Genomic DNA, 25847 nt, shown 5'->3' with positions numbered 1-25847 from the left:
ACGATAGCGCACAGAGCCGGAATTGACCGTGGATCATGCTGCTGTTGTGCCCATCGGCATGTCTTGGGAGCAGCATGATGAAGACTGACATAGAGGTCGGACGCCTGAACGGCGTAAACCGTATGCGTTTAAGGGACAGTTTCTGGGCTCTGCTGGGCCGATCCGATACTGAGCCGCCCGAGGCCGTGGTGGAACGTGTGCGCGAGGCCATCCAGGCCGCGCTGGTCGAACAGTTGGGAGCAGACGGGGTTGACCTCATCGTGCGGCTGCGCTTCGCGCGCGGCATCGAAGGCCTGTGGTATCTGCGACCGGAAATCATGAACGCCCTTGCGACCCACCGCGGGGAGGCGGCGGCGCACGCTTGCATGACGAGGTTGACCCTCCTGTTCAAGGGCCATCACGCTGGCGCGGCCTCCTCACGTTTCGGCGGGTTTTAGCTCAGGGCGGACCTGCGCTGGGCCGCAGCCTCCCAGGCCAGTTCGTCTTCAGCCAGGTTCTCGATCATCTTCAGCAGCACCTTGCGGGTCGTGAGCAGGTCTTCCGGCAGGACATGCCGCGTGCTGATGCGGTTGGTGTCCTCGGCCAACGGCACCAGTTTCTTCTTGAGTGCCCGGCCCTTGGCAGTCAGGTGCACGTACACATTCTTCTTGTTGGTCGGCAACTGCTTGCGCAGCACATAACCCTGCGCCTCCATGGCCTTCATGGCGGCAAAGGTGGTGGGTTCCATCACACCGGCCTGCGCGCTAAGTTCCCGCTGTGTCAGGCCGTCCTTTTCCCAGAGGATGCGCAGGAAGGACCAGTGGCCGAAGGGCACGGCGTGTTCGGCCAGCCGCACTTGCAGGGACTTGCGGAAGGCCCGCTCGGTATCGCGGACCAGGTGCGCCAGGCGGTCGTTGGGCACGGCCTCGCGCCAGCGCCGCAGGATGTTCTGGTTGTCCTTGCTCAGGGCTCGGGGGTTTGACTGGGAAGTGGGCATGGCCTATTATCTTAGTTCCCTAAGTAAAAATCGGCAAGCTGCCGACCGGCTCCGCCGGAAGAACCAGGAGACCCGCCATGGCATTACGTCGTTCCGTCCTTTTTGTGTCTGCACTGTTGGCTATTGGGGCGCTGGGCGCCGCCGGTGCCGTGCAGGCCCAGGCTGCTTATCCGAACAAGTCCATCCGTCTGGTCGTTCCCAATCCGGCCGGCGGCCTGCCCGACACGGTGGCGCGCCTTTTTGCCCAGCGCCTGGGTGAACGCCTGGGCCAGCCGGTGGTGGTGGACAACAAGCCCGGTGCGAACGGTGTGGTGGCTGCACAGGCCCTGGCGACCGCACCGGCCGATGGCTACACCTATCTGGTGACCGACGGCTCCATGTTCTCCATCAACCCGGCGATCTACAAGAACCTGAGCTACGACTACAAACGCGATTTCCTGCCGGTGTCGCTGGCGGCCCGCGCCCCTCTGTACCTGGCGGTGCATCCCAAGGTGGGGGTCAGTACCCTGCAGGAGCTGATCACGCTGGCCAAGGCCAGGCCGGGCAGCCTGACCTACGGCTCCTCGGGCGTGGGCAGCACCCACCACCTGACGATGGAAGCCATGAAAAGCGCGCTGGGCATCGACCTGCAGCACATCCCCTACAAGGGCAGCGCCCAGTCTGTACCCGCATTGATCGGCGGGCAGGTGGACATGGCCTTCTCGGCCCTGCCTTCGCTGGCCGGCTTCGTCAAGAACGGCCAGGTCAAGCTGCTGGGCAATAACGCGGCGCAGCGCTCCAGCCAGGAGCCGGGCGTGCCGGCCATCGCCGAGACGATTCCGGGTTTTGACTTCGCTCCCACCATCGGCGTCTTTGCCGCCCGGGGCACACCGGCTGCTGTCATTGAGCGTTTCAGCGCGGAGATGGCCAACGTGGCACGGTTGCCGGAATTGGTCCAGGCGCTGAACAGCGCCGGCATCGTCGCCGTGGGGGCTGGCCCGGCGGAGTTCGACCAGGCCATCCAGGGCGAGATCGCGCGTCTGGCGCAAGCCGTCGGCGCTGCGGGCCTCAAGCCTGAATAAATCTTTGTCTCATGTCCAAACTCAAACTCACCTTCGCCTGCTGGAACTACGACCGCACCCGTGCCCTGATGGATGGCAGCATCCAGCCCGATGGCATCGATCTGAACTACCTCAACCTGCCGGTGGAGGAGACCTTCTTCCGCATGCTGCGGCACCGGGAGTTCGAGGTGGCGGAGATGTCGCTGTCTTCCTACACGGTGTCGATGTTCCGCGAGCCGCGGCCCTTCGTCGCGATCCCGGTCTTTCCTTCGCGTTTCTTCCGCCATTCCTGCATCTATGTGAATGCGAAGTCCGGCATACGCGAGGCCAGAGACCTGATCGGCAAACGCGTCGGCAACCCGGAGTACCAGATGACGGCGCCGGTGTGGATACGCGGCATCCTGTCCGACCACTATGGCGTGCCGGTGGACAGCGTGACTTACTACACTGGTGGTGAGGAGGAGCCCGGCCGCTCCGAGAAGATCCAGCTCGACCTGCCGCCCAACATCCAGGTCGAACGCATAGGCCCGGAGCAGACCCTGTCGCAGATGCTGCTCGACGGCGAGATCGATGCGCTTTACACGGCGCGCATGCCCTCGAGTTTTCTCAAAGGCGGGGGCAAGGTCCGGCGCCTGTTCGAGGACTATGAGCCGGTGGAACGCAACTACTTCAGGGAAACCGGCATCTTTCCCATCATGCACACGGTGGCCCTGCGCCGCGATGTGTACGAGGCCCACCCCTGGATTGCCCAGTCGATGATGAAGGCGCTGACCCAGTCCCAGCAGCGCAGCTACGAAGACCTGTACGAAACCGCCGCCCTCAAGACCATGTTGCCCTGGCTGACGGCCCATGTGGAACAGGCCAAGCGCGAGATGGGCGATGACTTCTGGCCCTATGGCTACGAGAAGAACGAGGCCACCCTGCGTACCTTCCTGCGCTACTCCTTCGAGCAGGGCCTGTCCAAGCGCCTGCTGGAGCCGCGCGAGCTGTTCGCCCCGCAGACGCTGGAGTCGTTCAAGATCTGAATCAGCCGATCCAGCGCACGCCACCCTGCACGATCTCGTCGAAGAAGCCGCGCAACGAGGACGGGCTCATGCTGTAGGGATCGAACTCGGACTTGCGCGAGTACTTCAGGAAGATCTGGCGATTCTCGGCGAGCGAGGAGATCAGGCCCATGTTCCAGTTGCTGAAGCGGCGCGAGGCGATCTCGCCGAAGTCCAGGATGGATGGCTCGGTATGACGGCTATCCTTGAGGATGCGCAGATAGACTTGGTTGACCACGTCCCGATCCCCCTCGAGTTGTTGCAGGAAAATGCCATTCGCCAGGCAGAGCGCACCGGTCACGCCAACGGCCGCGTTGTTGCGTTGCGAAGCCTGCAAGATGTCTTTAACGTCCGCGGGGCCGAGGACGCGGGAAGAGTGGCTGGCGTAGGTCAGTTGGATCAGCATGAAGTCTCCTGTGTTGGGAGTGATTATCTGGAAGGCAAATAGCCCTTGCTGCGCACGGACTACGGGGCAATAGCCCACGTTTGTGCCCCAGGACTGTTGGAGATTTTTATGTTGGATCCGAAGCTAATGGGTGACGCCCTGTTGGGGCGTATGACGTTCAGGTTGCCATCGCCCCCCGGCGAAGCTCCGCTGCCCCCGGGCCGCCATGCGCTGCAGTTTCCCGAAGGGCGCGAAGCCGTGTTGGTCGTGCCCGAAGGGCTGGACCTGGAACGTCCCGTTCCCCTGCTGGTCATGTTCCATGGCGCGGGTGGCGACGCCAACAAGATCCTGCCGCATTTTGTGCGTTGGGCCCGTGCCCGGCGTTTCCTGCTGCTGGCGCCGCAGTCCATGTTCCCGACCTGGGACGTCGTGATCGGCGGTCACGGTCCGGACCTGGAGCGCCTGGACATCGCCTTGTCGCAGGTGGCCTCACACTTCCATATCGATTCGGGTCACCTGGCCTTTGCCGGTTTTTCGGACGGCGCGAGTTACGCTTTGTCGGTCGGCCTGAGCAACGGTGACGTGGTCAGCCATGTGATCGCGCTGTCAGCGGGTTTCATGAACACCTTCACACGCCACGGTGCACCTCGGGTGTTCATGGCGCATGGCCGCACGGACACGCAATTGCCGTTGGAGACCAGCGCCCGCCTGCACGCACTGCGTCTGCTGCAAGACGGCGTGGACCTGACGCTGCTGCCTTTCGATGGAGACCATGCGATCGTGCCCGAGGTGGTGGAGCGGGCGATCGGGTTTTTCATGGGAGCACAAGAGGGCGTAACGGGCGGGTAATTGCCCGGTCCGGCAAGAAAATCGCGCTGCTGTGTGACGACTGTCACATCCGGTAGGGCGTCACTCCGGCAGGGGCGGGAATTCGTGTCACACTTCTTTCGTGGGATCGTCCAGCTTCTTGCGGAGGTGAATATCTTGTTGCACCGGTTTGCCCGTTGGTTTGTCTTGTCGGCCGTGATGCTGGTGGGGTTCCAGGCTCATGCGGAGCCCGAGATCGTGGTTCAGGCCGGGCACGCCAGTGCCCTCACCAGTGCCGTCTATTCGCCCGACGGGCAGTACGTGCTGACGGCGGCGCTGGACAGCACGCTGCGGCTGTGGGAGGTTCGCACCGGCCGCGAGATCCGCACCTTCAGCGGACACACCGGGCCCGTGACCGACGTGGTGTTTCTGGCCGATGGCCGGCGGGTGGCTTCGGCCTCCATGGACGGCAACGTCAAGATCTGGGACACCGAGACCGGCAAGGAACTGCGCACCCTGGCGGGCCACACCGACTGGGTCAATCGCCTGGCCCTGGCGCCGGACGGCCGCTACCTGGCGAGCGCCAGCGGCGACGAGTCCGTGCGTATCTGGGAGGTGGAGACGGGCCGTGAAGTGGCCCAGCTCAAGAGCCACGGCGACGTGGTCTCCGCCGTCGCGTTTTCGCCCGATGGCAAATGGGTCGTCAGCGGCAATGGCCTGAGCAAGTACCGCCCCTGGCCGGTCAACGTGGTCTTCTGGCGCACCAGTGACTGGCGCGAGGACCACACCATCACCTTGCCCCGCGATGACATGCGCGGCCAGCAAGGCATCACGGGGCTCACTTTCTCGCCGGACAGCCGGCGCCTGATGACCAGCGGCGTCGGCTTCGCCTTGGGCAACCATGTCCGCGTCTACGATGTGGCACGCGGCAGCCAGGAGTTCGCCCTGCAGGCCGACAACGGTTTTGCCCGGGCGGTCTTTTCTCCCGACGGCAGGCTGATCGCCACCGCCGGCTTTGACGGCAAGGCACGCCTGTGGGACAGCGCCAGCGGCAAGGAAGCGCAGCCGCCGCACCAGCATGAGAGCTGGGTGACGGCGGTGGCGTTCTCTCCGAACGGCGACACGCTGCTGGCGGCCGATGCCAGCCGCAACGCCACCTTGTGGAGCGTGGCCTCCGGACAGAAGATCCGCGACCTCGGCGGCGCCGTGCTGCCCAAGACGGCGATCGCGCTGACCGCCGGCGGCATCCTGACGGGGGGGCGCGCCGGTACGCTGCAGCGCTGGAACCCCGGCACCGGCCAGATGGAAGTCACCCTGCTGCGCAAGCCCGAGATTCCCAGCAGCATTCCCCCAAACAACCAGGCGCGCATCTTCTTTGTCGGCCGCGGGGAAGGGGGCGAGTTCGATGCGGCCTTGCAGCGCAACCAGAACTACTGGGTGATCCAGCAGACACAGCCGGCGCGCAATGTCTATGCGCTGGCCGCTCTGGCGGCCACGCCCGATGGCGCTCAGGTGGTCTACGCAGCGGACGACCATCAGATCCGCAGCTATGACCTGGCGAGCCGCAAGAGCAGCGAGCCGTTCGCAGGCGCAGGGCATACCGCCTATGTGAACAGCCTGGCCCTGTCGGCCGATGGTCGGCTGGCTGTCTCCGGCAGCATGGATAGGGGTGTCTTCCTCTGGGATGTCGCAGCCCGCAAGAAGGTCCGCGAGTTTGCCGGTCTTGGGCAGGGTGCTCCCGGACGGGCCGCTGCCGCGCGCTCGGTGGCCATCTCGCCCGACGGCCGCCGCGTCGCCGCGGCCAGCTGGGACGGCACGACCCGCATCTGGGATGCTGGCAGCGGTAACCAGTTGCAAAGGCTGGAGCGCCGCAACAGCGAACGCTATTGGGCGGTCGCCTTCTCTCCCGACGGCAAGACGCTGGCCACCGGCGATACGCAGCAGATCACCCTGTGGGATGTGGAAAGCGGGCGACAGCTCAGGGCACTGACGGGCCACCGCAACTACATCTTCTCGCTGGCCTTCATGCCGGACGGTCGCCAACTGGTCTCGTCCAGCGCCGATGGCTCCGTGCGTGTGTGGGATCTCGCGTCCGCGCAGGGCAAGGCCCTGCCGGGAACAGACGCGGTCGCCATGCAGGTGGCGGTCACGCCCGATGGCCGGCGCATCTACGCGGCCGGCGTTGATGGCGCGATGCGGACCTGGGATGCGGCGACGGGCAACCTGCTGGCGAGCTTCGTCAGCTTTGCGGATGGCGAGTGGGTGACGGTGGCCAGCAATGGCTACTTCAACACCTCCTCCAACGGCGCCAAATGGCTCAATGTTCGCAACGGCCGCCAGATCTTTGGCCTGGAACAGTACTACGACGCTTTTTTCCGTCCCGATTACGTCAAGCTTGCGCTGCAAGGCGAGGGACTGGGCGGGAGCGCCACGGCGCAGGCCGGCGGCGAGCGGGCGGAACAGGTCCGCGCCGAACTGGCCAGGGCCGAGCGTGCAGACGCGGAGGCGCGCGCGCGACTGGCACAGGAGCGCGCCCGTCAGGAGACCGAAGCACGCCTGAAGGCTGAACAGCTGGCGCAGGAGCGCGCGCGTCAGGAGGCGGAGGCCGCGCGCGTGAAGGCCGAGCAGGCGGCGGCGCTGGCCCGGGCCGAGCAGGAACTCGCCCATGCACGCGAGGAGGCGCAACGCACAGCGCAGCTGGCCGACGCCAGGGCTCGTCAGGAAGCTGAGTCGGCACGCCTGCGCCAGGAGCAGGAGGCGGCGCGGTTGCGCGCCGAGCAGGCGGCAGCCCAGGCCCGTGCCGAGGAGCAGGCGCGGATGCAGCGTCTGGCCGAGGAGCGTGCGCGCCAGGAAGCCCTGGCTGCACGGCTTCAGGCCGAACAGGCGGCCGCTCGCGTCAAGGCCGAACTGGACCTGGCCAAGGCACGCGCCGAAGCGGAGGCCGTGCGCCTGGCCGCAGCCGCGACAACCACGGCTACTGCTGCCTTGTCGGCGGCCCCGCGCCCAGGCGCGGGGCGTGTCTCGCGCATGGAGCAGATCAAACCCGCACCACGTGTGGCCGTGGTGGGGCTACCGGCCAAGACTGCCGAGCGCCAGATCAACCTCGCACTGCAGCTGGCCGACGCGGGCGGTGGCGTGGGCGATGTGCGCATCTTCCTCAATGGTGCAGCCGTCACCAACGACGGGACGCGCAATCTGGCCGTGGTGGCAGTGGGCGAACGTCGCAATTACCCAGTGCGCCTGGTCAGTGGCGTGAACCTGCTGCGCATCGTGGCCTATAACGCAGACAACACCATGCAGAGTGACCCGGTGGAGGTCGAGGTCACCGCCGAGTTTGCCGCGCAGAGGCGGCCCACGTTGCATGCGGTGGTCATCGGCATCCAGGAGTTCGACAACCCGGGGCTCAATTTGCGCTACAGCGTGACGGATGCCGACCTGTTTGCCGACGTGATCAGCCGCAGCGGGCGCGCGCTGTTCCATGAGGTGAAGATCACCAAGCTCACCAGCAAGACCGAGACCACGCGCGACCGCATCCTGCAGACGCTGGATGCCGTGCAGAAGCAGGTGGAACCCGAAGACGTGTTCGCGTTCTATGTGGCCAGTCACGGCACGGTGGATGACGGCGAGTACTTCCTGATCCCGTCCAATGTGGGCTCGACCACCACGGCGCGCCTGCGGCGCGATGCGATCAGCCAAAACGATCTCAAGGGCCGCTTGGCCAACAACCCGGCGACGAAGAAGTTCATCGTGCTCGATACCTGCAACTCCGGCCAGTTGGGTGATGCGCTGCAGGTGGCCATGCTCACGCGTGGCATGAACAACGACACGGCCATGAAGATCCTCAGCCGCTCCATGGGCACCACCATCCTGTCGGCGGCCACCTCGACCCAGGAGGCCCTGGAGGGCTACAAGGACCACGGCGTCTTCACCTATGTGGTGGCCATGGGGCTGGGGGGGGCGGCGGACGCCGACAAGGACGGTTTCGTCAAGACCACCGAGCTGGCCGACTATGTCGACAACGAGGTCCCGGAAATCGCCGAGAGGATCTTCAACCGCAAGCAGTACCCGGTGATTTCACCCAGCGGGCAGGCGTTTCCGATCGGGCAGAACCGGAAGGAATGAGCCGATGGGTCGATTCCTCATCGAACCGCAGAATGAAAAACCGGCCGCAAGGGCCGGTTTTTCATTCTGGAGCGGGTGATGGGAATCGAACCCACGTTATTTGCTTGGGAAGCAAGAGTCCTACCATTGAACGACACCCGCAGATCTGTTGCTGCAGTGCGTAGTTTACTAGAGACCGTGGCCTGTGGGCTCAGGGTAGGCCGGCCATCAGGCGCTGATGTGGGCAAGCATCCATCATCTGGCGGATGGCGTGCCAAAAGGCAGGAGTGCGCAGATTTTCACATGAGTCCGCTTTCTTTGATGTGCAAAGTGAACTGCGCCAGAGGCTTGTGGGAAAATTTGCAGGATGATTTCGGACGAAACCCGCGTCTGACTTCAATCGAAGTCGCCGGCAGGGATGAATCTGCAACGAGTCTCGTGTCCGCGGCGGACTCGAATACTGGATGGAATAGTCCCGCCATGCGCATCACCTCTGAAGACATGGCGGATACTCGTGCGCGGGTAGCCTGTGGCCCTGCGTCGATTTTCGACCTTGATCAGGATGAACGATTGTGCGTATAGGGATCGTCGGTGCGGGTGTGAGCGGGCTCGCCGCTGCCCGGGTGTTGCTTGCGTGTGGCCATAGTGTCGTTGTTTGGGATGCGGTGAGCGATCTCGGCGGCGTCTGGAGCGCGTCTCGGCGCTATCCTGGCATCGGCCTGCAGAACGATAAGACCACGTATGGCTACTCAGACTTTCCGATGCCGGCCGACGCGCCCGAGTACCCGGACGGTGAGACTACACGTCGCTGGCTCGAGGCCTACGCCGAGAAGTACGACATTCGGTCCCGGGTTCGACTGTCCACGCGGGTCGTGGAGGCGGACCAGGACGCAAACGGCATCTGGACAGTCGCGATCGACGGCCCTGGTGGCATGGCGACGGAGCAAGTCGACTGGTTGATCATCGCGGTCGGTATCTTTTCAGAGCCTCATCTGCCCGATTGGAAGGGTAGATCCGAGTTCGAGGCGGCGGGCGGGCGGGTGATGGCGCCGTCTGACGTCGGCGCCGGCGAGCAGCTGCGCGACCGCGCCGTGCTGGTTGTTGGTTGGGGCAAGTCGGCACTCGACCTTGCCACAGCTGCCTCCCGCATCGCCAAGACCACAGCGGTGGCTGCGCGCACCATACGTTGGAAGTTGCCGCGTCGCATGGGTCGCATCACTTTCGGGCACATCCTGATGACCCGACTCGGCGAACACCTGCTATGGGGCGCGTACCGGTCCCGTATTGGTCGCTTGATACGCGCCGGCACACGCCCCATCCGCTGGTTGGCGGTACGTTCCCTGCATCGCAAGCTGAAGAAACACGTGCCGCTGCTGCGACTCGGTCTGGCGCCACGCACCGGCCCGACGGACGTTGACAGTCTGGTGACGGACGGTTTTTTCGAGGCGGTCGATGACGGCCGTATCGTCGTGCACGGTCACACTGGCATCGCGGAGCTGCTCGTCCTCAACGGCGCACCAGCCGCCCGCCTGACCGACGGCTCCGTGGTGCGCGCCGACGTGATCGTCTCCGCGACCGGGTACGACCAATCTACCGGCCCGCTTTCCCCGGCGGTGCGCGCGCGCGTCGTCGATGACGCGGGTGCGCTGAAACTGTTTCGCGCCATCCTGCCGGAGCGCGTTGACCGCCTCGCTTACATTGGTTGGATGCACTCGTTCCGTAGCCCCATCGGCGCGGAGTTGGAGTCGATGTGGATTGCGGCGCTGATCGCAGGGTTGATGCCCCGCCCGGCTGTGCCATGGCGGCCGAAAGACGTGTTCACGTTCTGGCTCACGCGCCAGCGGGCCGCGCAGAACGGCGCCGCTCAGATTCCGCAGAATGCCTCTATCCTCGATCTGGACATGATGATCGAGGACTTTGGCGGCGTGGTGCCGCTTGCGACGCGGATACGCGAACTGACGCATCCGCTGAACCCGGCTGACTACGCTCACCTGCTTCCCTGGTTGGCGGCGCGTATCGCCGCGCACACCCCGACGGTCCAGACTCCCCAGCACGCTCTGCACTGAGCTCGCCCCATGCGCCATGCCACGTACGGCGGTGTACGCGGCGGCATCTCGTTCTGGGTCTTTTGCCCCGTACAGGGTTGCATCCCCAAATCGGGAGTCTTGGCCTACTTGGTGGTCTTGGTCTCGAAAGGCAGGAGTGCGCAGATTTGCGCGTCGTTCAGATGCAGAATGCCTGGCCTACCGCAGGCTAAGGCTTGTGCGGCTATGGCCTTGGCCTGGGTGCGATCAGGGCGGGCGGGAGTCTGTCGAGCGCTGTTGCGGTCGCCCTTGTCCTGAGAGCTTGGTGCGGGCCCCTTTTTGGGGGCCATCCTCTGGCGCAGGGAGCGCATCAGCTCGCCGATGGTCCCGCGCAGATTGTGCAGGCTCCAGCGACGGATCAATTGCACGTTCTTCACGGTGATCATCTCCGCCTTCCAGTGATGCTTGTAGTGGGAGAAGCTGTGCAGAAGGTTGACGAACTTCTCCTCGCGCTGGATGGCGAGGTAAACGGTCAGCAGGAGCAACGGCACGCCGGGGCTCAGGTCGGCATAGCTGGCGTCATAACTCAGATCAAAATTCCACATGCCGCGGGTCTCGGCGGGCCCATCGATGCTGGAGCCGTTCAGGTTGCCGGCGATCAAGATGCCGTCGCTCAGGATGCCGACGAAAGAGGGGGTGAAGCCACCACGGCCCGCGAGCAGTTGCCGATGGAGTTCGACCCGGCGAGCGTCCCGGACAATGGCCGCAGTGGTGTTGAGTTTCCAGCTGCGGCTTTCCAGGTCCAGGTAGGCGTCTAGCCAAGCGCTGGTCGCCTGTGCACCTTCGGCAAACACGACTTCAGTCGTCCCCGCATTCAACAGCTTGCGCGTGGAGCGGGCCACGCTGCTGCGCCAGGACGAGGAGAGCGAGCGGAAATATTCCCCTACATTCGACCAGACGATGGGGATTTCATTGATGGGGTCGACGTCGATGTCCCGTATCCGAAAGCGCCCGTTGCTTGACGCGTGCATTGCCTTGTACAGGGTGCTGCCGGGGCGCTGGCCCATCAGTTCGAGCATGCCGAAGCCTTGCTCGTGGTCGATGATGTATTGCACGATGGCCCGCGCGGCACGCTCCTCGTTTTCTGGCGCGCACAGAAGGCCGGGTTGGTCGATGTCAAAGGGAGCCAGGAAACAGATACGGGAAGCACGCAGGGGCCCGAAACGATCATCAACCCGACGCAGCGGCAGGCAGCCGATCAACTGATCCTGTTCCCAGACGGTGTACAGCCGGATGCCTTCGGTGTCTGGGAAATATTCGTTGTACTTGGCGAAACAGCGCAGGTGATCCGAGGACAGGTAAGGATTGGGGCGCGCTGAAGACCGGTTCAATGCATCAATCTCTCCGGCAAATTTTTCTAGAGCTGCGAGGCCGGCAAACGAGCGAACGCTCGGCGATGTCTGCATAAATTTTCGAGGCGGCGTTGATGGAATGAGATAAGACCGACCCTCCATATTTTTATGGACTCAGAGGGTCTGATGCAATGAACTCCCTTCCGGATTCTATGGGCCGTGCAGAGCTGCTTTCCGCAAGCTGGTGTGGAAAAATTGACAAGATCGCACGGGGCAAACCCTAGGCCCCGTCCTGAAAGCCGTATCGCCAAGCGCGATGCGGCTTTATTTCAGGATGTCGCCCAGACAGAGGAACTTCAGTTCCACGTAGTCTTCCATGCCGTGGTGCGAGCCCTCGCGGCCCAGGCCGGATTGCTTGACGCCGCCAAAGGGCACGTGTTCGGTGGCCAGTACGCCGACGTTGATGCCCACCATGCCGTACTCCAGCGCCTCGCTGACGCGGAAGATGCGGCCCACGTCACGGGTGTAGAAATAGGTGGCCAGGCCGAAGATGGTGTTGTTGGCGGCTTCCACCACTTCCTGCTCGGTCTTGAAGCGGAACACCGGGGCGAAAGGACCGAAGGTCTCTTCGGTAGCGCACAGCATATTGGCCTTGGCTTCGGAGACCACGGTGGGTTCGAAAAACTGCCCTTGCAGCTTCTTGCCGCCCACCACGACCTTGCCACCCTTGGCCACGGCGTCGGCCACATGGCGCTGCACCTTTTCCACGGCGGCGTCTTCGATCAGCGGGCCCTGCGACACACCTTCCTCGAAGCCGTTCCCGACCTTGACGCCTTTGACCTTCTCGGCGAACTTCTTGACGAACTCATCGTACACGCCGTCCTGCACATAGATGCGGTTGGCGCAGACGCAGGTCTGGCCGGCGTTGCGGTACTTGCTGGCCATGGCGCCCTCGACGGCGGAGTCGATGTCGGCGTCGTCAAACACGATGAAGGGGGCGTTGCCGCCGAGTTCGAGGCTGAGCTTCTTGACGGTAGGCGCGCTCTGCGCCATCAGGATGCGGCCCACTTCCGTGGAGCCCGTGAAGCTGATGTGGCGCACCACCTCGCTGGCGCAGAAGACCTTGCCCACGGCAATGGAGTTGTCGGCGTCGGCGGTGATGATGTTGATCACGCCGGCCGGGATGCCGGCGCGCACGGCCAGCTCGGCCGCGGCCAGGGCCGTCAGCGGGGTGAGTTCGGCCGGCTTGATGATGACGGGGCAACCCGCGGCCAGGGCCGGGGCCACCTTGCGCGTGATCATGGCCAGGGGGAAGTTCCAGGGCGTGATGGCAGCGCAGACGCCGATGGGCTGCTTGATGACCATGAGGCGGCGGTTGTTGTCCCAGGAGGGCAGGGTCTCGCCGTTGACGCGTTTGGCTTCCTCGGCGAACCACTCGACGAAGCTGGCGCCGTAGCTGACCTCGCCCTTGGCTTCGGGGAAGGGCTTGCCTTGTTCCGCGGTCATGATGCGGGCCAGGTCCTCGCGGTTGGCCATGAGCAGGTCGAACCATTTGCGCAGGATGGCGCTGCGCTCGCGCCCGGTCTGGGCGCGCCAGGCCGGCCAGGCGGCATTGGCGGCCTTGATGGCGGCTTCGGCGTCGGCCGGGCCCAGATTGGCCACGTCGGCCAGTTTGCTGCCGTTGGAAGGGTCCAGCACGTCGAAGCGCTTGGCGCCCGCACCCTTGACCCACTGGCCGTTGATCAGCGCGTCGGTCTTGAGCAGGGAGGGGTCTTTCAGCAGGGAAAGCGGGGCGGTTTTCATGTCCATGGCGAAATCTCCTGGGTAGAGGCGGGATTCTGCCTCAAGCAGCCGTCAGCGCAGTCTCAAGGATGACAAGTGCCTTTTCGAGGCGGGCTTGTACGCCGGCCGTGTTCGGGACGCACCGGGCGTAGCCGCTCGCCGCGATGAAGGAAAGGTTCATGATCGCAGCGCCGCGTTGAAGGCCAGCGCGCGTGCTTGCAAGGCCGCAGCTGGCATGCCAGGCTGGTACAGCGCCGAGCCCAGGCCCAGGCCGCTGGCGCCGGCAGCGCGGTAGACACCCACGTTGTCCGGGGTGACGCCCCCCACGGGCAGCAGCAGCGTGGAGGACGGCAGCACGGCGCGCATGGCCTTGACGCCCGCAGGCCCGGCCAGCTCGGCAGGGAACAGCTTGAGTCCGTGTGCGCCAGCTTCCAGTGCGGCGAACATCTCGGTGGCGGTGAAAACGCCGGGCAGGCAGACCATGCCCAGCGCCAGCGCCGCCTCCAGCACCCGCGGGTCGAAGTTGGGTGATACGACCAGCCGCGCGCCGGCCTGGTGCACCTCGCGGACCTGCGTGGCATTCAGCACGGTACCTGCACCGACCAGCATGTCGGGGAAGGACTGCGCCAGCGTGGCGATACTGCTCAGCGGGTCGGGTGAGTTCAGCGGGACTTCGACCAGGGACCAGCCGGCGTCATGCAGGGCCTGGCCGATGGCCCGTGCGTCCGCCGGTGGCAGCCCGCGCAGGATGGCCAGCAGGGGCAGGCGGGCCAGGTGTTGGTGCAGGGTGCTGGTGCCCCAGTCCACCGCGAGCAGGGGTCTCACAGCAGGGCTCTCACCTGTTGCGGGCGCGGCAGCGGTGCAACTGCGCCATAACCCTGCACGGCCAATGCGGCAGCAGCGTTGGCATAGCGGGCCGCATCGGACAGCGAGGCGCCGAACGCCAGTTGCGCCAGCAGGTTGCCGCAGAAGCAGTCGCCTGCGCCGGTGGCGTCGACCAGGGGGACACCATGGGCGGGCAGGCGCTGACGTTGCGTGCCGGTGCTGACCAGGACACCTTGCGCGCCGAGCTTGAGCACGATCTGCTTGGCGCCCAGCGCGTGTCCCCAATCGGCGATGGCGTCCGGATCCTGCAGGCCGGTTAGCGCCGTGATGTCTTCCAGGCTGGGCAGGAAGACATCACTGAGTGCCACAGCCTGCTGGATGCAATCGCGCGCGCGGTCCAGCGGCCAGAGCTTGAGGCGCAGATTGGAGTCGAAGCTCACCCGGGTACCGGACTCGCGAGCCAGACGCATGGCGGCGAAGACGGTGTCGCAGGCGCTGACGGAGATGGCCTGCGAGATACCGGAGACATGCAGATAGCGGGCCGAGGTGATGACAGCGGCTGCCGGCCCATCGCGCAGCCATTGCGGCGTCATGCGGCTGGCGGCCGAACCCGCGCGCAGGTAGCTGAATTCGTGGCCGTGCGCGCCGTGGCTGACGAAATAGATGCCGGTGGGCGCCGAGGTGTCACGCTCCACCGCCCGGGTGTCCACGCCTTCGCCGGCCCAGAGTTCCAGCAAGCGTTCGCCGAAGGTGTCCGCGCCGACGCGGCTGACGTAGGCCGTCCGGGCGCCGGCGCGCGCGGCGGCGATCACCGCATTGCTGGTGTCGCCGCCAAAACCCTGCAGGTAGTTTGGATCGCCAGGGCGGGTCTGGTTGAATTCCAGCATGGCCTCACCCAGGGCGACCACGTCGAGTGTCTTGTCCATCGTTCACGCCAGGCCGTGCAAGGCGTCGGCCGGATAACCAGGCTGTTGCCGGCAGTCAGCGATGTATTGCTCGATGATGGCCTTGAACGAGGTGTCCGCCTGCAGGCCCAGGGCCTGTGCGCGCTCGCCCGTGGCGCCGCGGGCCCAGCCGGCCACGATGCCAGCGATGCGCTCGTCGCGCTCGAAGCGCACGCGCTGCCGTACATGCGGCCCGGCCACATCTTCCAGGGCCTGCAACATGTCGCCGACACGCACGTTCAGCGCCGGCAGATTCAATGCCAGGCGCCCACCCAGCTCGGCCTGGCTCGCCTCATGGACCGCGATGAGACCGCGCACGGTGTTTGCTGGCGAGGAGACCGGGTGCGTGACGTCCGGGTCGACCGGGCAGGTGGTCTCCACGCCGGCCAACGGCTCGCGAATGATGCCGCTGAAGAAGGACGAAGCCGCGCCGTTGGGCCGCCCCGGGCGCACGCACACCGTCATCAGCCGCGCAGAGCGTCCGTCGATGTAGCCCTTGCGGGTGTAGTCCGCGATCAGGTACTCGCACATCAGCTTGTGCGTGCCGTAGGAGGTCTGCGGTGAGGGCAGGGTCTTGTCCGTGACCCGATCGGGCAGGGGGTTGGATGGATCCGGGCCGAACACCGCCACCGAGCTGGAGAACACCAGGCGCGGCGCATTGCCGGCGCGGCGCAGCCCTTCGAGCAGCAGGCGGGTGCTTTTCAGGTTGGAGCGCAAACCCAGCTCGAAATCGATTTCGCACTCGCCCGACACGGCCGAGGCGAGGTGGAACACGCTGTCAAAGCCGCTGGCAAACAAGGGACCCTGTTCCAGCAGGGGGCCTGTGTGCGCGCGCACGCGGGCGTCGGCAAGCAGGTCCCCCGGCGGGGCTACCTGGTCGGCTATCGCCAACTCGCTGATGCTGCGCCCCTGGAGCCGGCCGCGACCGAGCAACTCGCGCGCCAGGCGCGCGCCGACGAAACCGCCACCACCGGTGATGAGGACTTTCATGGGAGATCCATTTCAGACGCCGTGATTGTGGCTACGACATCACATCGCCGCGCGATATGAGTCTTAGCCGCAACCGGGTGGTTGTGGCTGTGGCCGACGCTGCGCGCCTCAACTTGGATGCGCCGAAACCATTGAAACGCATAGCGTTTCAATGGTTGTCCTTGGGCACGAAGGCCCCGCGCTGGCCGACCAGGAAATCCAGGTCGGCACCCTCGTCGGCCTGCAGCACGTGGTCCACATAGAGCTTCCAGTACCCGGATTTCAGCGGCGGCTCGGGCGCCTTCCACTTGGCCAGGCGCGCCTTCAGCTCGTCGTCACTGATCAGCAACTGCAGGCGGCGTTCGGGCACATTGAGTTCGATCATGTCGCCGTTCTGGACCACCGCGAGCGGTCCGCCGGCGGCCGCCTCGGGGGCGGTGTGCAGCACGACCGTGCCGTAGGCCGTGCCGCTCATGCGCGCGTCGCTGATGCGGACCATGTCGGTGATGCCTTTCCTCAACACCTTGGGCGGCAGCGGCATATTGCCCACCTCGGCCATGCCGGGGTAGCCTTTGGGGCCGCAATTCTTGAGCACCAGGATGCAGTTCTCGTCCACGTCCAGGTTCTCGTCGTCGATGCGCTTGTGAAAGTCGTCGCTGTTCTCGAAGACCACGGCACGGCCCTTGTGCACCATCAGCGCGGGCGTGGCGGCGCTGGGCTTGATGACGGCGCCGCGCGGCGCCAGGTTGCCGCGCAGCACGGCGATGCCGGCCTTGTCCTTGAAGGGTTCCTTGAAGGTCTTGATGACACGCGGGTCGAAGTTCTGCGCCTCGCCCACGTTCTCGGCAACGGTCTTGCCGTTCGCCGTGACGATGTCCTTGTGCAGCAGGTGCAGGATTTCCTTCATCACCACGGGCAGGCCGCCGGCGTAACAGAAGTCCTCCATCAGGTGCTGGCCCGAGGGCTGCAGGTTCACCAGGCAGGGCAGGTCACTGGCCAGGCGGTCGAAATCGTCCACCGTGAGCTTGAGCCCCAGGCGTCCGGCAATGGCGATCAGGTGGATGACCGCATTGGTGGAGCCTCCGATGGCAGCCAGGGTGCGGATGGCATTCTCGAAGGCCTCGCGCGTGAGCACCTTGCCGATGGTCTGGTCCGTGTGCACCATCTCGACGATGCGCCGGCCCGCGCTGCGCGCAAGCACATTGCGCCGGCCATCCACGGCGGGGTAGGCGGCGTTGCCCGGCAGGCCGATGCCCAGGGCTTCGACCATGCTGGCCATGGTGGAGGCCGTGCCCATGGTCATGCAATGACCGTGGCTGCGGTGCATGCAACTCTCGGCCTCGAAGAAATCCGCCAGCTTGAGGGTGCCGGCGCGCACCTGCTCGCTCATGCTCCACACGCCGGTGCCCGAGCCCAGTTCCTGGCCGCGCCACTTGCCATTGAGCATGGGGCCGCCGGAGACACCGATGGTGGGCAGGTTCACGCTGGAGGCGCCCATCAGCAAGGAGGGCGTGGTCTTGTCGCAGCCCATCAACAACACCACGCCGTCGATCGGGTTGCCCCGGATGCTTTCCTCGACGTCCATGCTGGCCAGGTTGCGGTACAGCATGGCCGTGGGGCGCAACAGGGTCTCGCCCAGCGACATCACGGGAAATTCGAGCGGGAAACCACCCGCCTCGTAGACGCCGATCTTGACCTGCTCGGCCAGGGTGCGGAAGTGCGAGTTGCAGGGAGTGAGTTCGCTGAAGGTGTTGCAGATGCCGATGACGGGGCGGCCGTCGAACTGGTCGTGCGGCACGCCTTTGCCCTTGACCCAGCTGCGGTAGGCAAAGCCGTCACGGTCCTGGCGGCCGAACCATTGCTGGCTGCGGAGTTGTTCGGGCTTCTTGCGCGGTGGTGTTTGGGTCATAGGGTAAGTCCTGAATTTGCATTCGTATTATGGTCATACGATTGGCGCTTACCTCAGTAAAAACCATGATGAAGAACGTCCACGGCAACACGGTGGATCACCTGGGCGCAGCCATTGTGGCCGGGCGCTACCCTGTTGGCGACACCATTCCGCCCGAGCCTATCCTGTGCGCGGAGCTTGGCGTCAGCCGCACGGTGGTGCGCGAATCCGTGAAGTCGCTGATAGCCAAGGGCCTCCTGAGCACGGGGCCCAAGGTCGGCACGCGTGTGCTGTCCGACGAGCAGTGGAACTGGTTCGACCCGGATGTGATCGCCTGGCAGGCCCAGGCCGGCCTGACACCCGATTTCCTGCGCGACCTGATGGACCTGCGACGGGTGGTGGAGCCCGCTGCCATGCGGCTGGCCGCGCAGCGCGCCACGGCGGAGGACATCACCTTCGTGGAGGCCGCCTATGCGGGCATGGCCCGCGCCGTCGCCGAAGGGGGTGACTATGTGACCCATGACGTGCGTTTTCACCTCGGTTTGCTGCGCTCCTGCCGCAACCGCATGCTGATCCAGATGAGTCGCGCCTTCGGTGCGCTGCTGCGCACCAGCTTCGAATTGGCAACCGTCAAGAAGAACGGTCCCCGGGACTCCCTGCCACTGCACCGCGCCGTGCTCGACGCCGTCATTGCCCGCAAGCCGGCCCGTGCGGAACGCGCCATCCTGGTGCTGATCGACGGCGCGCACCAGGACATCGAGGACATCCTTGCCTCTCGCAGACGCTTGCCGCGCCTGGCGATCCAGGCTTCGCAGCTCAGGGTGGCCTGAGCACTCTTTACCCAGACCCTGCACACCATCCCATGAACAAAACCATAGACCTCTTCTACCGTTTGCTGGGATTTCTGGTGGTGGTCTGCATGGTCGCCATGGTGGTCATGGTCTTTGGCAATGTGGTGCTGCGCTATGGCTTCAACTCAGGCATCGACGTGTCTGACGAGCTGTCGCGCTACTGCTTTATCTGGCTGACCTACCTCGGCGCCATGATCGCCATGCGCGAAAAAGGGCATCTGGGCGTGGACACACTGATCAAGCATCTGCCCTTGCTGGGCAAGAAGTTGTGCCTGTTCCTGAGCGAAAGCCTCATGCTGTTCTGCAACGGCCTGTTCCTGCTGGGGACCTGGAAGATGCACGAGCTGCAAGTCACCAACACCTCACCCGTGCTCGGCATCTCGATGATCTGGGTGTTCGGCATCGGCTACGTGGTCAGCGTGGTCATGGGGCTGCTCAACCTGCACGTTCTGTACCGCCTGTTGAGCGGGCAGCTGAGCGAGGACGAACTCGTGCAGGTGCAGGAGGCTGAAGGCCTGGCCGACGTAGAAGAACAACTCAAGGAAGTGAAAGTCTAATCATCATGACGGTTGCTGTCTTCATACTGAGTCTGCTGGCTGCCATGGCCATCGGCATGCCGATTGCCTATGCCTTGCTGGTTTGCGGCGTCAGCCTGATGGGTTTCCTGGCCACCACCACGACTCTGGTCACTTTCGACAGCCAGATCCTGGCGCAGCGCTTCGTGGAGGGGGCCGACAACTTCCCGCTGCTGGCCGTTCCCTTCTTCCTGCTTGCCGGCGAATTCATGAACGCCGGTGGCTTGAGCCGGCGCATCGTCAACCTGGCCATGGCCTGGGTAGGGCACTACCGCGGTGGTCTGGGTTATGTGGCGGTCATTGCCGCCATCATCATGGCCTCGCTGTCTGGTTCAGCCGTGGCCGATACGGCCGCACTCGCCGCGCTGCTCCTGCCGATGATGAAGGCGGCAGGTTACAACGTCAGCCGCTCGGCCGGACTGATCTCGGCCGGCGGCATCATCGCGCCCGTCATTCCACCGTCCATCGGTTTCATCATCTTCGGTGTGGCCGGCAATGTGTCGATCACCAAGCTCTTCCTGGCCGGCATCGTGCCGGGCGTATTGATGGGCGTGGCCATAGGCGCGGCCTGGTGGTGGGTGGCCAAGAAGGAGCAGGTGCAATCCGCACCGCGCATGCCCCTGCCCGAACGTCTCAGGGAAACGGCCCGTGGTGGGTGGGCGCTGGCCTTGCCTGTCGTGATCATCGGCGGCATGAAGATGGGTGTATTTACGCCCACCGAAGCCGCCGTGGTGGCCGCCGTCTACAGCTTTGTTGTGGGCATGTTCATCTACCGGGAGCTCAAGGTCCAGGAGCTGTACGGCCTGATCCTGGCGGCCGGCAAGACCACGGCGGTGGTGATGTTCCTGGTGGCCGCGGCCATGGTCAGTGCCTGGCTGATCACCGTGGCCAATATTCCGGCCGAAGTCGCGCGCATGCTCGAGCCCTTTATGGGCAACAAGATGCTGCTGATGTTCGTCATCATGGTGCTGATCGTCGTGGTGGGCACCGCGCTGGATTTCACGCCTACGGTGCTGATACTCACGCCCGTGCTGATGCCGGTCGTGTTGCAGGCCGGCATCGACCCGGTGTATTTTGGCGTGCTCTTCATCATGAACAACGCCATCGGCCTGATCACGCCGCCGGTGGGTACCGTCCTCAACGTCGTCTGTGGCGTGGCCCGGATCAATATGGACGAGGCTTTCAAGGGTGTGCTTCCCTTTCTGCTGGCCGAACTGGCCGTGCTGTTCCTGCTTGTGCTTTTCCCCGACATCGTGCTCGTGCCACTGAAGTGGTGGATGCGATGAGTGCTTTTCCAACCCGCTGCAATCAACCAAGGAGACCATCATGATCATGCGTAGAACCCTTGCCTCGGCCATTGCCATCGCCGCCCTTGCCGTCACCGGCATGGCACAAGCCCAGTTCGCCGAGCGCACCATCAAGTTCACCAACGGCGTGAACGCAGACCACCCGGTGGGCGCGGGTGTCAAGCGTATGCAGGAAGTCCTCGACGCCAAGACCGGCGGCAAGATCAAGATCAACGCTTTCTGGGGCGGCTCGGCCGGCGGTGACCTTCCGGCAACGCAGGCACTGCGTGCCGGCACGCAGGAGATGGTCTGCACCTCCAGCTCGCCGCTGGTGGGCATCGTCAAGGAACTGGGCGTGTTCGATCTGCCCTTCCTCTTCGCCAACGAGAAGGAGGCTGATGCCGTGCTCGACGGACCTGCCGGCCAGTACTTCAACAAGAAGCTGGAAGCCGCCGGCCTGGTCAACCTGGCCTACTGGGAAAACGGCTTTCGCAACCTGACGAACAGCAAGCGCCCGGTAGCCAAGGTGGAGGACTTCGACGGCGTCAAGGTGCGCGTGATGCAGAACAACATCTTCCTCGACACCTTCAAGACCCTGGGCACGAATGCCGTGCCCATGGCCTTCGGCGAGGTGTTCACCGCGCTGGAGACCCGCACGATCGATGGCCAGGAGAACCCTTTCGTCACCATCGACACATCCAAGTTCTACGAGGTGCAGAAGTACCTGAGCGTGACACGCCATGCCTACACGCCCTTCCTGATCCTGTACAGCAAGAAGCTGTGGGACCAGCTGAACCCGCAGGAGCAGGCCGTGCTGCGCGAGGCTGCCATGGAAGGCCAGAAGGCGCAGCGCGCCACCATCCGCGCCCAGAGCGACAAGGCGCTGGCGGACCTCAAGACCAAGGGCATGCAGGTCAACGAAATCACGCCGGCCGAGCAGCGCCGCATGTTCGAGAAGGTCAAGCCCGTGTATGACAAGCACGCGGCCACCATCGGCAGCGATGCCATCAACGTCGTGTTCGATGAACTGAAGAAGGTGCGCGGCGGCAAGTAAGTTGTGCGCCAACGGCCGCGAGGGCTTGCCCTTGCGGCCTTTTTTGTGGGCCTTTGCATCCTCGCCAGATGCTCAGGCGCGGCGGGCTGCCATGGAGGCATTGCATGAAGATCACCCAAGTTGAAACCTTGCGCCTGGGGGAATTTCCCAACATCGTCTGGGTCCGGCTGCATACCGATGAAGGCCTGGTCGGCCTGGGCGAAACCTTCATGGGCGCGCAGGCGGTGGAGGCCTATGTGCATGAATGGGCCGCACAGAAGCTGCTGGGCAAGGACCCGCTGGCCATCGAGGCGCGCAACCGCGAGCTGACCGGCTACCTGGGCTGGCGCGGCTCGGGTGTGGAAACACGCGGCAACTCGGCGCTGGACATCGCGCTGTGGGACCTGTTCGGCAAGGCCGCCAACATGCCCCTGCACACGGCCCTGGGTGGCAAGAGCCGCGATGCGATCCGCATCTACAACACCTGCGCCGGCTACCAGTACGTGCGCAGCACTGCCAACCAGAACACCGCCAACTGGGGGCTCGGACACAAGGCTGGTCCCTATGAAGACCTGGAGGGCTTCTTGCACCGGGCCGACGAACTGGCCGAGTCGCTGTTGGGGGAGGGCGTCACGGCCATGAAGATATGGCCCTTCGACATGGCCGCGGAGAAAAGCGATGGCCAGTACATCAGCCCTGAAGACCTGGACGCGGCGCTGGAGCCTTTTCGCAAGATCCGCAAGGCGGTGGGCGATCGCATGGACATCATGGTGGAGTTCCACAGCCTGTGGCGCCTGCCCATGGCGCGCCGGATTGCCCGGGCGCTGGAGCCTTTCAACACCTTCTGGCACGAGGACGCGATCCGCATGGACAGCCTCGACCTGCTGAAAGCCTATGCCGAGGACTGCAAGGCGTTGATCTGCGCCAGCGAGACCCTGAGCTACAAATGGGGCTTCAAGGACTACCTGCAGACCGGCGTGGCCGGCGTGGCCATGCTGGACCTGAGCTGGTGCGGCGGCCTGTCCGAGGCGCGCAAGATCGCGGCCATGGCCGATGCCTGGCAACTGCCGGTGGCACCGCACGACTGCACCGGTCCGGTGGTCTGGGCCGCGTCCACCCATCTGTCACTGCACGCGCCCAATGCCCTGATCCAGGAAAGCGTGCGTGCCTTCTATACCGGCTGGTACAAGGAACTGGTGACCGAGCTGCCCAAGGTAGAGCGCGGCATGATCAGCCTGAACGACAAGCCCGGCCTGGGCCTGGAGCTGCTGCCCGATCTGCACCGCCGAGCGGATGCGACAGTGCGCGTTTCGCGTCTCTGATCGGCCGCGCAGTGGGGCAGTTCAGATGGTGATTCCACCATCGATGGAATACGTCTGGCCGGTCACAAACGTAGCTTCGTCGCTGGCCAGAAACACGACCAGCGGGGCGATTTCATGAGCCTGTGCAAGCCGGCCCATGGGCTGGCGGGCAATGAAGTTTTGCCGAGCCGCAACCGGGTCTTCGAAGGCGTTGATGCGATCCTGCAGCGAAGGCGTGTCCACCGTGCCCGGGCAGATGGCGTTGCAGCGGATCCCCTGCGCCACGTGGTCCACGGCCACACTCTTGGTCAAGCCGATGACGGCGGCCTTGGTGGTGCCGTAAATGAAACGGTTGGGCAGGCCCTTGATGCTGCTGCAGACACTGGCCATGTTGATGATGCTCCCGCGGCCCTGCGCCAGCATGCCGGGCAGCACCGCCTGGATCATCCAGAACTGCGAGCGCACATTCAGGTTGAAGGCGAAGTCCCACTCTGCGTCCGTGGCCTGACCGATGGCGCCGTTGTGCACGAAGCCGGCGCAGTTGAACAGGATGTCCAGCGGCGGGAGTTCGGCCGCCATGCGATGGATGGCCGCCTTGTCCAGAACATCGAGGGGTAGTGCGCGGATGCCGGCCACGCCGGCGTAGTTTTCCAGTAGCCGGGTGTTCACATCCGTGGCCCAGACCTGCGCGCCCTCGGCCGCCAGGGCCAACGCACTGGCGCGGCCGATGCCCTGGCCGGCCGCAGTCACCAGGGCGGTTTTACCTTTGAGTCGCATGCTGTCTCCTGAATTCGGCGCACCCTCAGGGTTTTGCCGGATGTTGTTTCGATGGCTTGATGGCACCATAAATTGGCCTTACCACTTGGCCAATTCTGATTAACCCTTAAGCCGCCAACCTGGCCCAGTCCCCATGCCATTGCAGTCCGTCGAGCCGCAGCGCCTTTACCGACAGATCGCCGAGCAACTGCGCTCGCTGATCGGATCGGGGGAGTTCGCCGTGGGCGAACGATTGCCGGCCGAGCGTGATCTGGCACGGCAACTGGGGGTGAGCCGCCCTTCGGTGCGCGAGGCACTGATCGCGCTCGAAGTCGAGGGCTGGGTCGAGGTGCGCACCGGATCGGGTGTCTATGTGCTGGACCGCAGCGCGGGCGGCAGGCCCGCTCCGCTGGATCAGGTGGCCACCAACGAGTGGGGGCCTCTGGAGCTGATCCGCGCGCGCCGCTTGGTGGAAGGTGAAACCGCCGCCCTGGCCGCCATGCATGCCAAGCGCAAACATCTCGACGCGATGCACAAGGCCATCTCCAACATGCGGGCCGAGGCCGACCATGGCGTCGTGGGCATGGAAGCCGATCGCGCGTTCCACGCAGCCATCGTTGAATCCAGCGGCAATGCCGTGCTGATCGAGACGGTGCAGCGTTACTGGGACTCCCGCCTCAGCCCGCTCTACACGCGCCTGGGCGCCCACTTCGAGACCGTGGAATCCTGGCGCAGGGCCATCGAAGAGCATGGAGACATCTATGACGCGGTGCGCGCGCGCGATGCCGAAGCCGCGCGCGCCGCCATGCATCTGCACATGGACAGGGCGCACGAACGCTTCACCGCGAGCTGGCGCCGCACCAAGGGCGGGAAAAGCCCGAAACCATGAGTTTCATCAACCTCATCAACTTGAGAAAGCGTAGGACAGAGCATGAGCATCCTGACCATCAAGCAGCAACTGCTGGCCTGTTCGCTGCTTGCCCTGGCAGCCCTGGGTTCTCCCGTGCAGGCGCAGGACTATCCCAGCAAACCCATCGAAGTGATGGTCGCTTTCCAGCCTGGCGGCGGCACCGATTCGCTGGCCCGCGCCTATGCCGAGGCCGCCAAGAAGTACACGACACAGTCGGTGCTGGTCTATAACAAGCCAGGGGCCAGTGGCGCGATCGGCCTGGCCGATGTGGTCAATGCCAAGCCGGACGGTCACAAGATCGCCATGCTGTTCGTGGAGGTGACCATCCTGCCGCACCTGGGTATCACCAAGATCACGCAAGACGACTTCATCCCCATTGCGCGATTGAACGCCGACCCGGCCGCCATCACCGTGCGCGCCGATTCGCCTTACACCACGGTTGAAGAGTTCCTCGCCGCCGCAAAGCAGCCCGGCAAGGACATCAAGGTCGGCAATGCGGGTAATGGCTCCATCTGGCATCTGGCTGCCGCCTCGCTCGAAGACAAGACCGGTGCCAGGTTCAACCACATTCCCTTCCAGGGTGCGGGCCCGGCGGTGCTGGCGCTCCTGGGCGGCCATGTGGATGCCGTTGCCGTGAGCCCGGCCGAGGTCAGCACGCACGTGGCCGCGGGCAAGTTGAAGATGCTGGCGGTCATGGCCGACCAGCGTGCCAAGGGCTTCGAGAACGTGCCCACGCTGAAGGAACGCAAGATCGATCTGTCCATCGGCACCTGGCGCGGCCTGGGTGTGGCCAAAGGCACCCCTCCCGAGGTGGTCAAGGCCATCGAAGCGATGACGGCCAAGGCCGCCAACGAACCCAATATGCGCGAGGTCATGGACAAGCTGAACCTGGGCTACTCCTACGCCGATGGCACCACCTTCAAGGCGCAGATGGTGCGCGACAACGAGTCCTTCATGCAGCTTGTCAGCAAGCTGGGTTTGAAGCCCAACTGACCTAGG

At 64.6% G+C, this 25847-nt stretch carries 22 protein-coding genes and 1 tRNA gene; 13 read left to right on the top strand and 10 right to left on the bottom strand.

The window, feature by feature from the left end; translation table 11 throughout:
* The first annotated feature begins 74 nt into the window (after positions 1–74).
* On the top strand, positions 75–437 hold the full coding sequence (locus tag AC07NT_RS09345) for a hypothetical protein (protein ID WP_498596732.1): 363 nt from the start codon (positions 75–77) through the stop codon (positions 435–437).
* Here the strand turns inward: AC07NT_RS09345 and AC07NT_RS09340 are convergent.
* On the bottom strand, positions 434–976 hold the full coding sequence (locus AC07NT_RS09340; RefSeq protein ID WP_498596733.1) for a MarR family winged helix-turn-helix transcriptional regulator: 543 nt from the start codon (positions 974–976) through the stop codon (positions 434–436). The two genes, AC07NT_RS09345 and AC07NT_RS09340, sit on opposite strands and share 4 nt — an antisense overlap.
* 77 nt (positions 977–1053) lie before the next feature.
* Here AC07NT_RS09340 and AC07NT_RS09335 point away from each other — a divergent pair, with 77 nt between their 5' ends.
* Both AC07NT_RS09335 and AC07NT_RS09330 read left to right on the top strand, forming a co-directional pair.
* Positions 1054–2037, top strand: coding sequence for a Bug family tripartite tricarboxylate transporter substrate binding protein (locus AC07NT_RS09335; RefSeq protein WP_498596734.1), 984 nt, complete (start codon positions 1054–1056; stop codon positions 2035–2037).
* 11 nt (positions 2038–2048) lie between these two features.
* Positions 2049–3041 carry a substrate-binding domain-containing protein gene (locus AC07NT_RS09330; RefSeq protein ID WP_498596735.1) on the top strand — a complete coding sequence of 331 codons (993 nt, stop codon included), beginning with the start codon at positions 2049–2051 and terminating at the stop codon, positions 3039–3041.
* 1 nt (position 3042) lies between these two features.
* Here AC07NT_RS09330 and AC07NT_RS09325 read toward each other — a convergent pair whose 3' ends face one another.
* A complete protein-coding gene (locus AC07NT_RS09325; RefSeq protein ID WP_498596736.1) occupies positions 3043–3465 on the bottom strand; it encodes a BLUF domain-containing protein in 423 nt (140 codons plus the stop codon).
* A gap of 108 nt (positions 3466–3573) precedes the next feature.
* Between AC07NT_RS09325 and AC07NT_RS09320 the strand changes: the two genes are divergently transcribed.
* Together AC07NT_RS09320 and AC07NT_RS09315 are read left to right on the top strand one after the other, a co-directional pair.
* Complete coding sequence (locus AC07NT_RS09320) at positions 3574–4293, top strand: alpha/beta hydrolase (protein WP_498596737.1); 720 nt, start codon at positions 3574–3576, stop codon at positions 4291–4293.
* 135 nt (positions 4294–4428) lie between these two features.
* On the top strand, positions 4429–8373 hold the full coding sequence (locus AC07NT_RS09315; RefSeq protein ID WP_498596738.1) for a caspase family protein: 3945 nt from the start codon (positions 4429–4431) through the stop codon (positions 8371–8373).
* A 67-nt stretch (positions 8374–8440) separates the two neighbouring features.
* Here AC07NT_RS09315 and AC07NT_RS09310 read toward each other — a convergent pair.
* Positions 8441–8514: transfer RNA gene (locus AC07NT_RS09310), tRNA-Gly, on the bottom strand.
* 410 nt (positions 8515–8924) lie between these two features.
* Here AC07NT_RS09310 and AC07NT_RS09305 point away from each other — a divergent pair.
* Positions 8925–10418, top strand: a complete 1494-nt coding sequence (locus tag AC07NT_RS09305) for a flavin-containing monooxygenase (protein WP_498596739.1) — start codon at positions 8925–8927, stop codon at positions 10416–10418.
* A 104-nt stretch (positions 10419–10522) separates the two neighbouring features.
* Here AC07NT_RS09305 and AC07NT_RS09300 read toward each other — a convergent pair whose 3' ends face one another.
* The 6 genes from AC07NT_RS09300 to AC07NT_RS09275 form a co-directional block, all read right to left on the bottom strand.
* Entirely contained in the window at positions 10523–11842 is a 1320-nt protein-coding gene (locus AC07NT_RS09300; protein ID WP_498596740.1) for a GNAT family N-acetyltransferase, read from the bottom strand.
* Positions 11843–12052: 210 nt separating this feature from the next.
* Positions 12053–13537 (bottom strand): NAD-dependent succinate-semialdehyde dehydrogenase, encoded by a 1485-nt coding sequence (locus AC07NT_RS09295; RefSeq protein ID WP_498596741.1) that lies wholly within the window; start codon positions 13535–13537, stop codon positions 12053–12055.
* 150 nt (positions 13538–13687) lie between these two features.
* Positions 13688–14335: a 2-dehydro-3-deoxy-6-phosphogalactonate aldolase gene (locus tag AC07NT_RS09290; protein WP_498596742.1), complete on the bottom strand. Its 648-nt coding sequence runs from the start codon at positions 14333–14335 to the stop codon at positions 13688–13690.
* Entirely contained in the window at positions 14332–15261 is a 930-nt protein-coding gene (locus AC07NT_RS09285) for a sugar kinase (RefSeq protein ID WP_498596743.1), read from the bottom strand. The genes AC07NT_RS09290 and AC07NT_RS09285 overlap by 4 nt, the downstream gene beginning before the upstream one ends.
* A gap of 3 nt (positions 15262–15264) precedes the next feature.
* A complete protein-coding gene (gene denD / locus AC07NT_RS09280) occupies positions 15265–16269 on the bottom strand; it encodes a D-erythronate dehydrogenase (protein WP_498596744.1) in 1005 nt (334 codons plus the stop codon).
* 148 nt (positions 16270–16417) lie between these two features.
* Positions 16418–18157, bottom strand: coding sequence for an IlvD/Edd family dehydratase (locus AC07NT_RS09275; protein WP_498596745.1), 1740 nt, complete (start codon positions 18155–18157; stop codon positions 16418–16420).
* A gap of 65 nt (positions 18158–18222) precedes the next feature.
* Here AC07NT_RS09275 and AC07NT_RS09270 point away from each other — a divergent pair, with 65 nt between their 5' ends.
* The 5 genes from AC07NT_RS09270 to AC07NT_RS09250 all read left to right on the top strand — a co-directional run bounded on the left by AC07NT_RS09270 (position 18223) and on the right by AC07NT_RS09250 (position 23203).
* Positions 18223–18966, top strand: coding sequence for a FadR/GntR family transcriptional regulator (locus AC07NT_RS09270; RefSeq protein ID WP_498596746.1), 744 nt, complete (start codon positions 18223–18225; stop codon positions 18964–18966).
* A gap of 32 nt (positions 18967–18998) precedes the next feature.
* Complete coding sequence (locus tag AC07NT_RS09265; protein ID WP_498596747.1) at positions 18999–19544, top strand: TRAP transporter small permease; 546 nt, start codon at positions 18999–19001, stop codon at positions 19542–19544.
* A 5-nt stretch (positions 19545–19549) separates the two neighbouring features.
* Complete coding sequence (locus tag AC07NT_RS09260) at positions 19550–20848, top strand: TRAP transporter large permease subunit (protein WP_498596748.1); 1299 nt, start codon at positions 19550–19552, stop codon at positions 20846–20848.
* Positions 20849–20888: 40 nt separating this feature from the next.
* The gene (locus AC07NT_RS09255) at positions 20889–21902 is read left to right on the top strand and encodes a TRAP transporter substrate-binding protein (RefSeq protein ID WP_498596749.1); all 1014 of its coding nucleotides are present in this window, start codon (positions 20889–20891) and stop codon (positions 21900–21902) included.
* A gap of 104 nt (positions 21903–22006) precedes the next feature.
* Entirely contained in the window at positions 22007–23203 is a 1197-nt protein-coding gene (locus AC07NT_RS09250; protein ID WP_498596750.1) for a mandelate racemase/muconate lactonizing enzyme family protein, read from the top strand.
* A gap of 21 nt (positions 23204–23224) precedes the next feature.
* Here AC07NT_RS09250 and AC07NT_RS09245 read toward each other — a convergent pair whose 3' ends face one another.
* Positions 23225–23959: an SDR family oxidoreductase gene (locus AC07NT_RS09245; protein WP_498596751.1), complete on the bottom strand. Its 735-nt coding sequence runs from the start codon at positions 23957–23959 to the stop codon at positions 23225–23227.
* Between the two features lie 133 nt (positions 23960–24092).
* Here AC07NT_RS09245 and AC07NT_RS09240 point away from each other — a divergent pair, with 133 nt between their 5' ends.
* Positions 24093–24827, top strand: coding sequence for a FadR/GntR family transcriptional regulator (locus AC07NT_RS09240; protein WP_498596752.1), 735 nt, complete (start codon positions 24093–24095; stop codon positions 24825–24827).
* Between the two features lie 42 nt (positions 24828–24869).
* Positions 24870–25841, top strand: coding sequence for a tripartite tricarboxylate transporter substrate binding protein (locus AC07NT_RS09235; protein WP_498596753.1), 972 nt, complete (start codon positions 24870–24872; stop codon positions 25839–25841).
* The last annotated feature ends 6 nt before the right edge of the window (positions 25842–25847 follow it).

It is taken from the genome of Hylemonella sp. GW821-FHT10B10 (assembly GCF_059415585.1).
The sequence above is the reverse complement of the archived record's forward strand: the minus strand, read 5'-3'. Positions and strand labels throughout refer to the sequence as shown.

Coding starts and splice junctions, on each gene's coding strand:
- AC07NT_RS09345 (WP_498596732.1), top strand. CDS start 75: ATGATGAAGACTGACATAGAGGTCGGACGCCTGAACGGCGTAAACCGT.
- AC07NT_RS09340 (WP_498596733.1), bottom strand. CDS start 976: ATGCCCACTTCCCAGTCAAACCCCCGAGCCCTGAGCAAGGACAACCAG.
- AC07NT_RS09335 (WP_498596734.1), top strand. CDS start 1,054: ATGGCATTACGTCGTTCCGTCCTTTTTGTGTCTGCACTGTTGGCTATT.
- AC07NT_RS09330 (WP_498596735.1), top strand. CDS start 2,049: ATGTCCAAACTCAAACTCACCTTCGCCTGCTGGAACTACGACCGCACC.
- AC07NT_RS09325 (WP_498596736.1), bottom strand. CDS start 3,465: ATGCTGATCCAACTGACCTACGCCAGCCACTCTTCCCGCGTCCTCGGC.
- AC07NT_RS09320 (WP_498596737.1), top strand. CDS start 3,574: ATGTTGGATCCGAAGCTAATGGGTGACGCCCTGTTGGGGCGTATGACG.
- AC07NT_RS09300 (WP_498596740.1), bottom strand. CDS start 11,842: ATGCAGACATCGCCGAGCGTTCGCTCGTTTGCCGGCCTCGCAGCTCTA.
- AC07NT_RS09295 (WP_498596741.1), bottom strand. CDS start 13,537: ATGGACATGAAAACCGCCCCGCTTTCCCTGCTGAAAGACCCCTCCCTG.
- AC07NT_RS09285 (WP_498596743.1), bottom strand. CDS start 15,261: ATGGACAAGACACTCGACGTGGTCGCCCTGGGTGAGGCCATGCTGGAA.
- denD (WP_498596744.1), bottom strand. CDS start 16,269: ATGAAAGTCCTCATCACCGGTGGTGGCGGTTTCGTCGGCGCGCGCCTG.
- AC07NT_RS09275 (WP_498596745.1), bottom strand. CDS start 18,157: ATGACCCAAACACCACCGCGCAAGAAGCCCGAACAACTCCGCAGCCAG.
- AC07NT_RS09270 (WP_498596746.1), top strand. CDS start 18,223: ATGATGAAGAACGTCCACGGCAACACGGTGGATCACCTGGGCGCAGCC.
- AC07NT_RS09265 (WP_498596747.1), top strand. CDS start 18,999: ATGAACAAAACCATAGACCTCTTCTACCGTTTGCTGGGATTTCTGGTG.
- AC07NT_RS09260 (WP_498596748.1), top strand. CDS start 19,550: ATGACGGTTGCTGTCTTCATACTGAGTCTGCTGGCTGCCATGGCCATC.
- AC07NT_RS09255 (WP_498596749.1), top strand. CDS start 20,889: ATGATCATGCGTAGAACCCTTGCCTCGGCCATTGCCATCGCCGCCCTT.
- AC07NT_RS09250 (WP_498596750.1), top strand. CDS start 22,007: ATGAAGATCACCCAAGTTGAAACCTTGCGCCTGGGGGAATTTCCCAAC.
- AC07NT_RS09245 (WP_498596751.1), bottom strand. CDS start 23,959: ATGCGACTCAAAGGTAAAACCGCCCTGGTGACTGCGGCCGGCCAGGGC.
- AC07NT_RS09240 (WP_498596752.1), top strand. CDS start 24,093: ATGCCATTGCAGTCCGTCGAGCCGCAGCGCCTTTACCGACAGATCGCC.
- AC07NT_RS09235 (WP_498596753.1), top strand. CDS start 24,870: ATGAGCATCCTGACCATCAAGCAGCAACTGCTGGCCTGTTCGCTGCTT.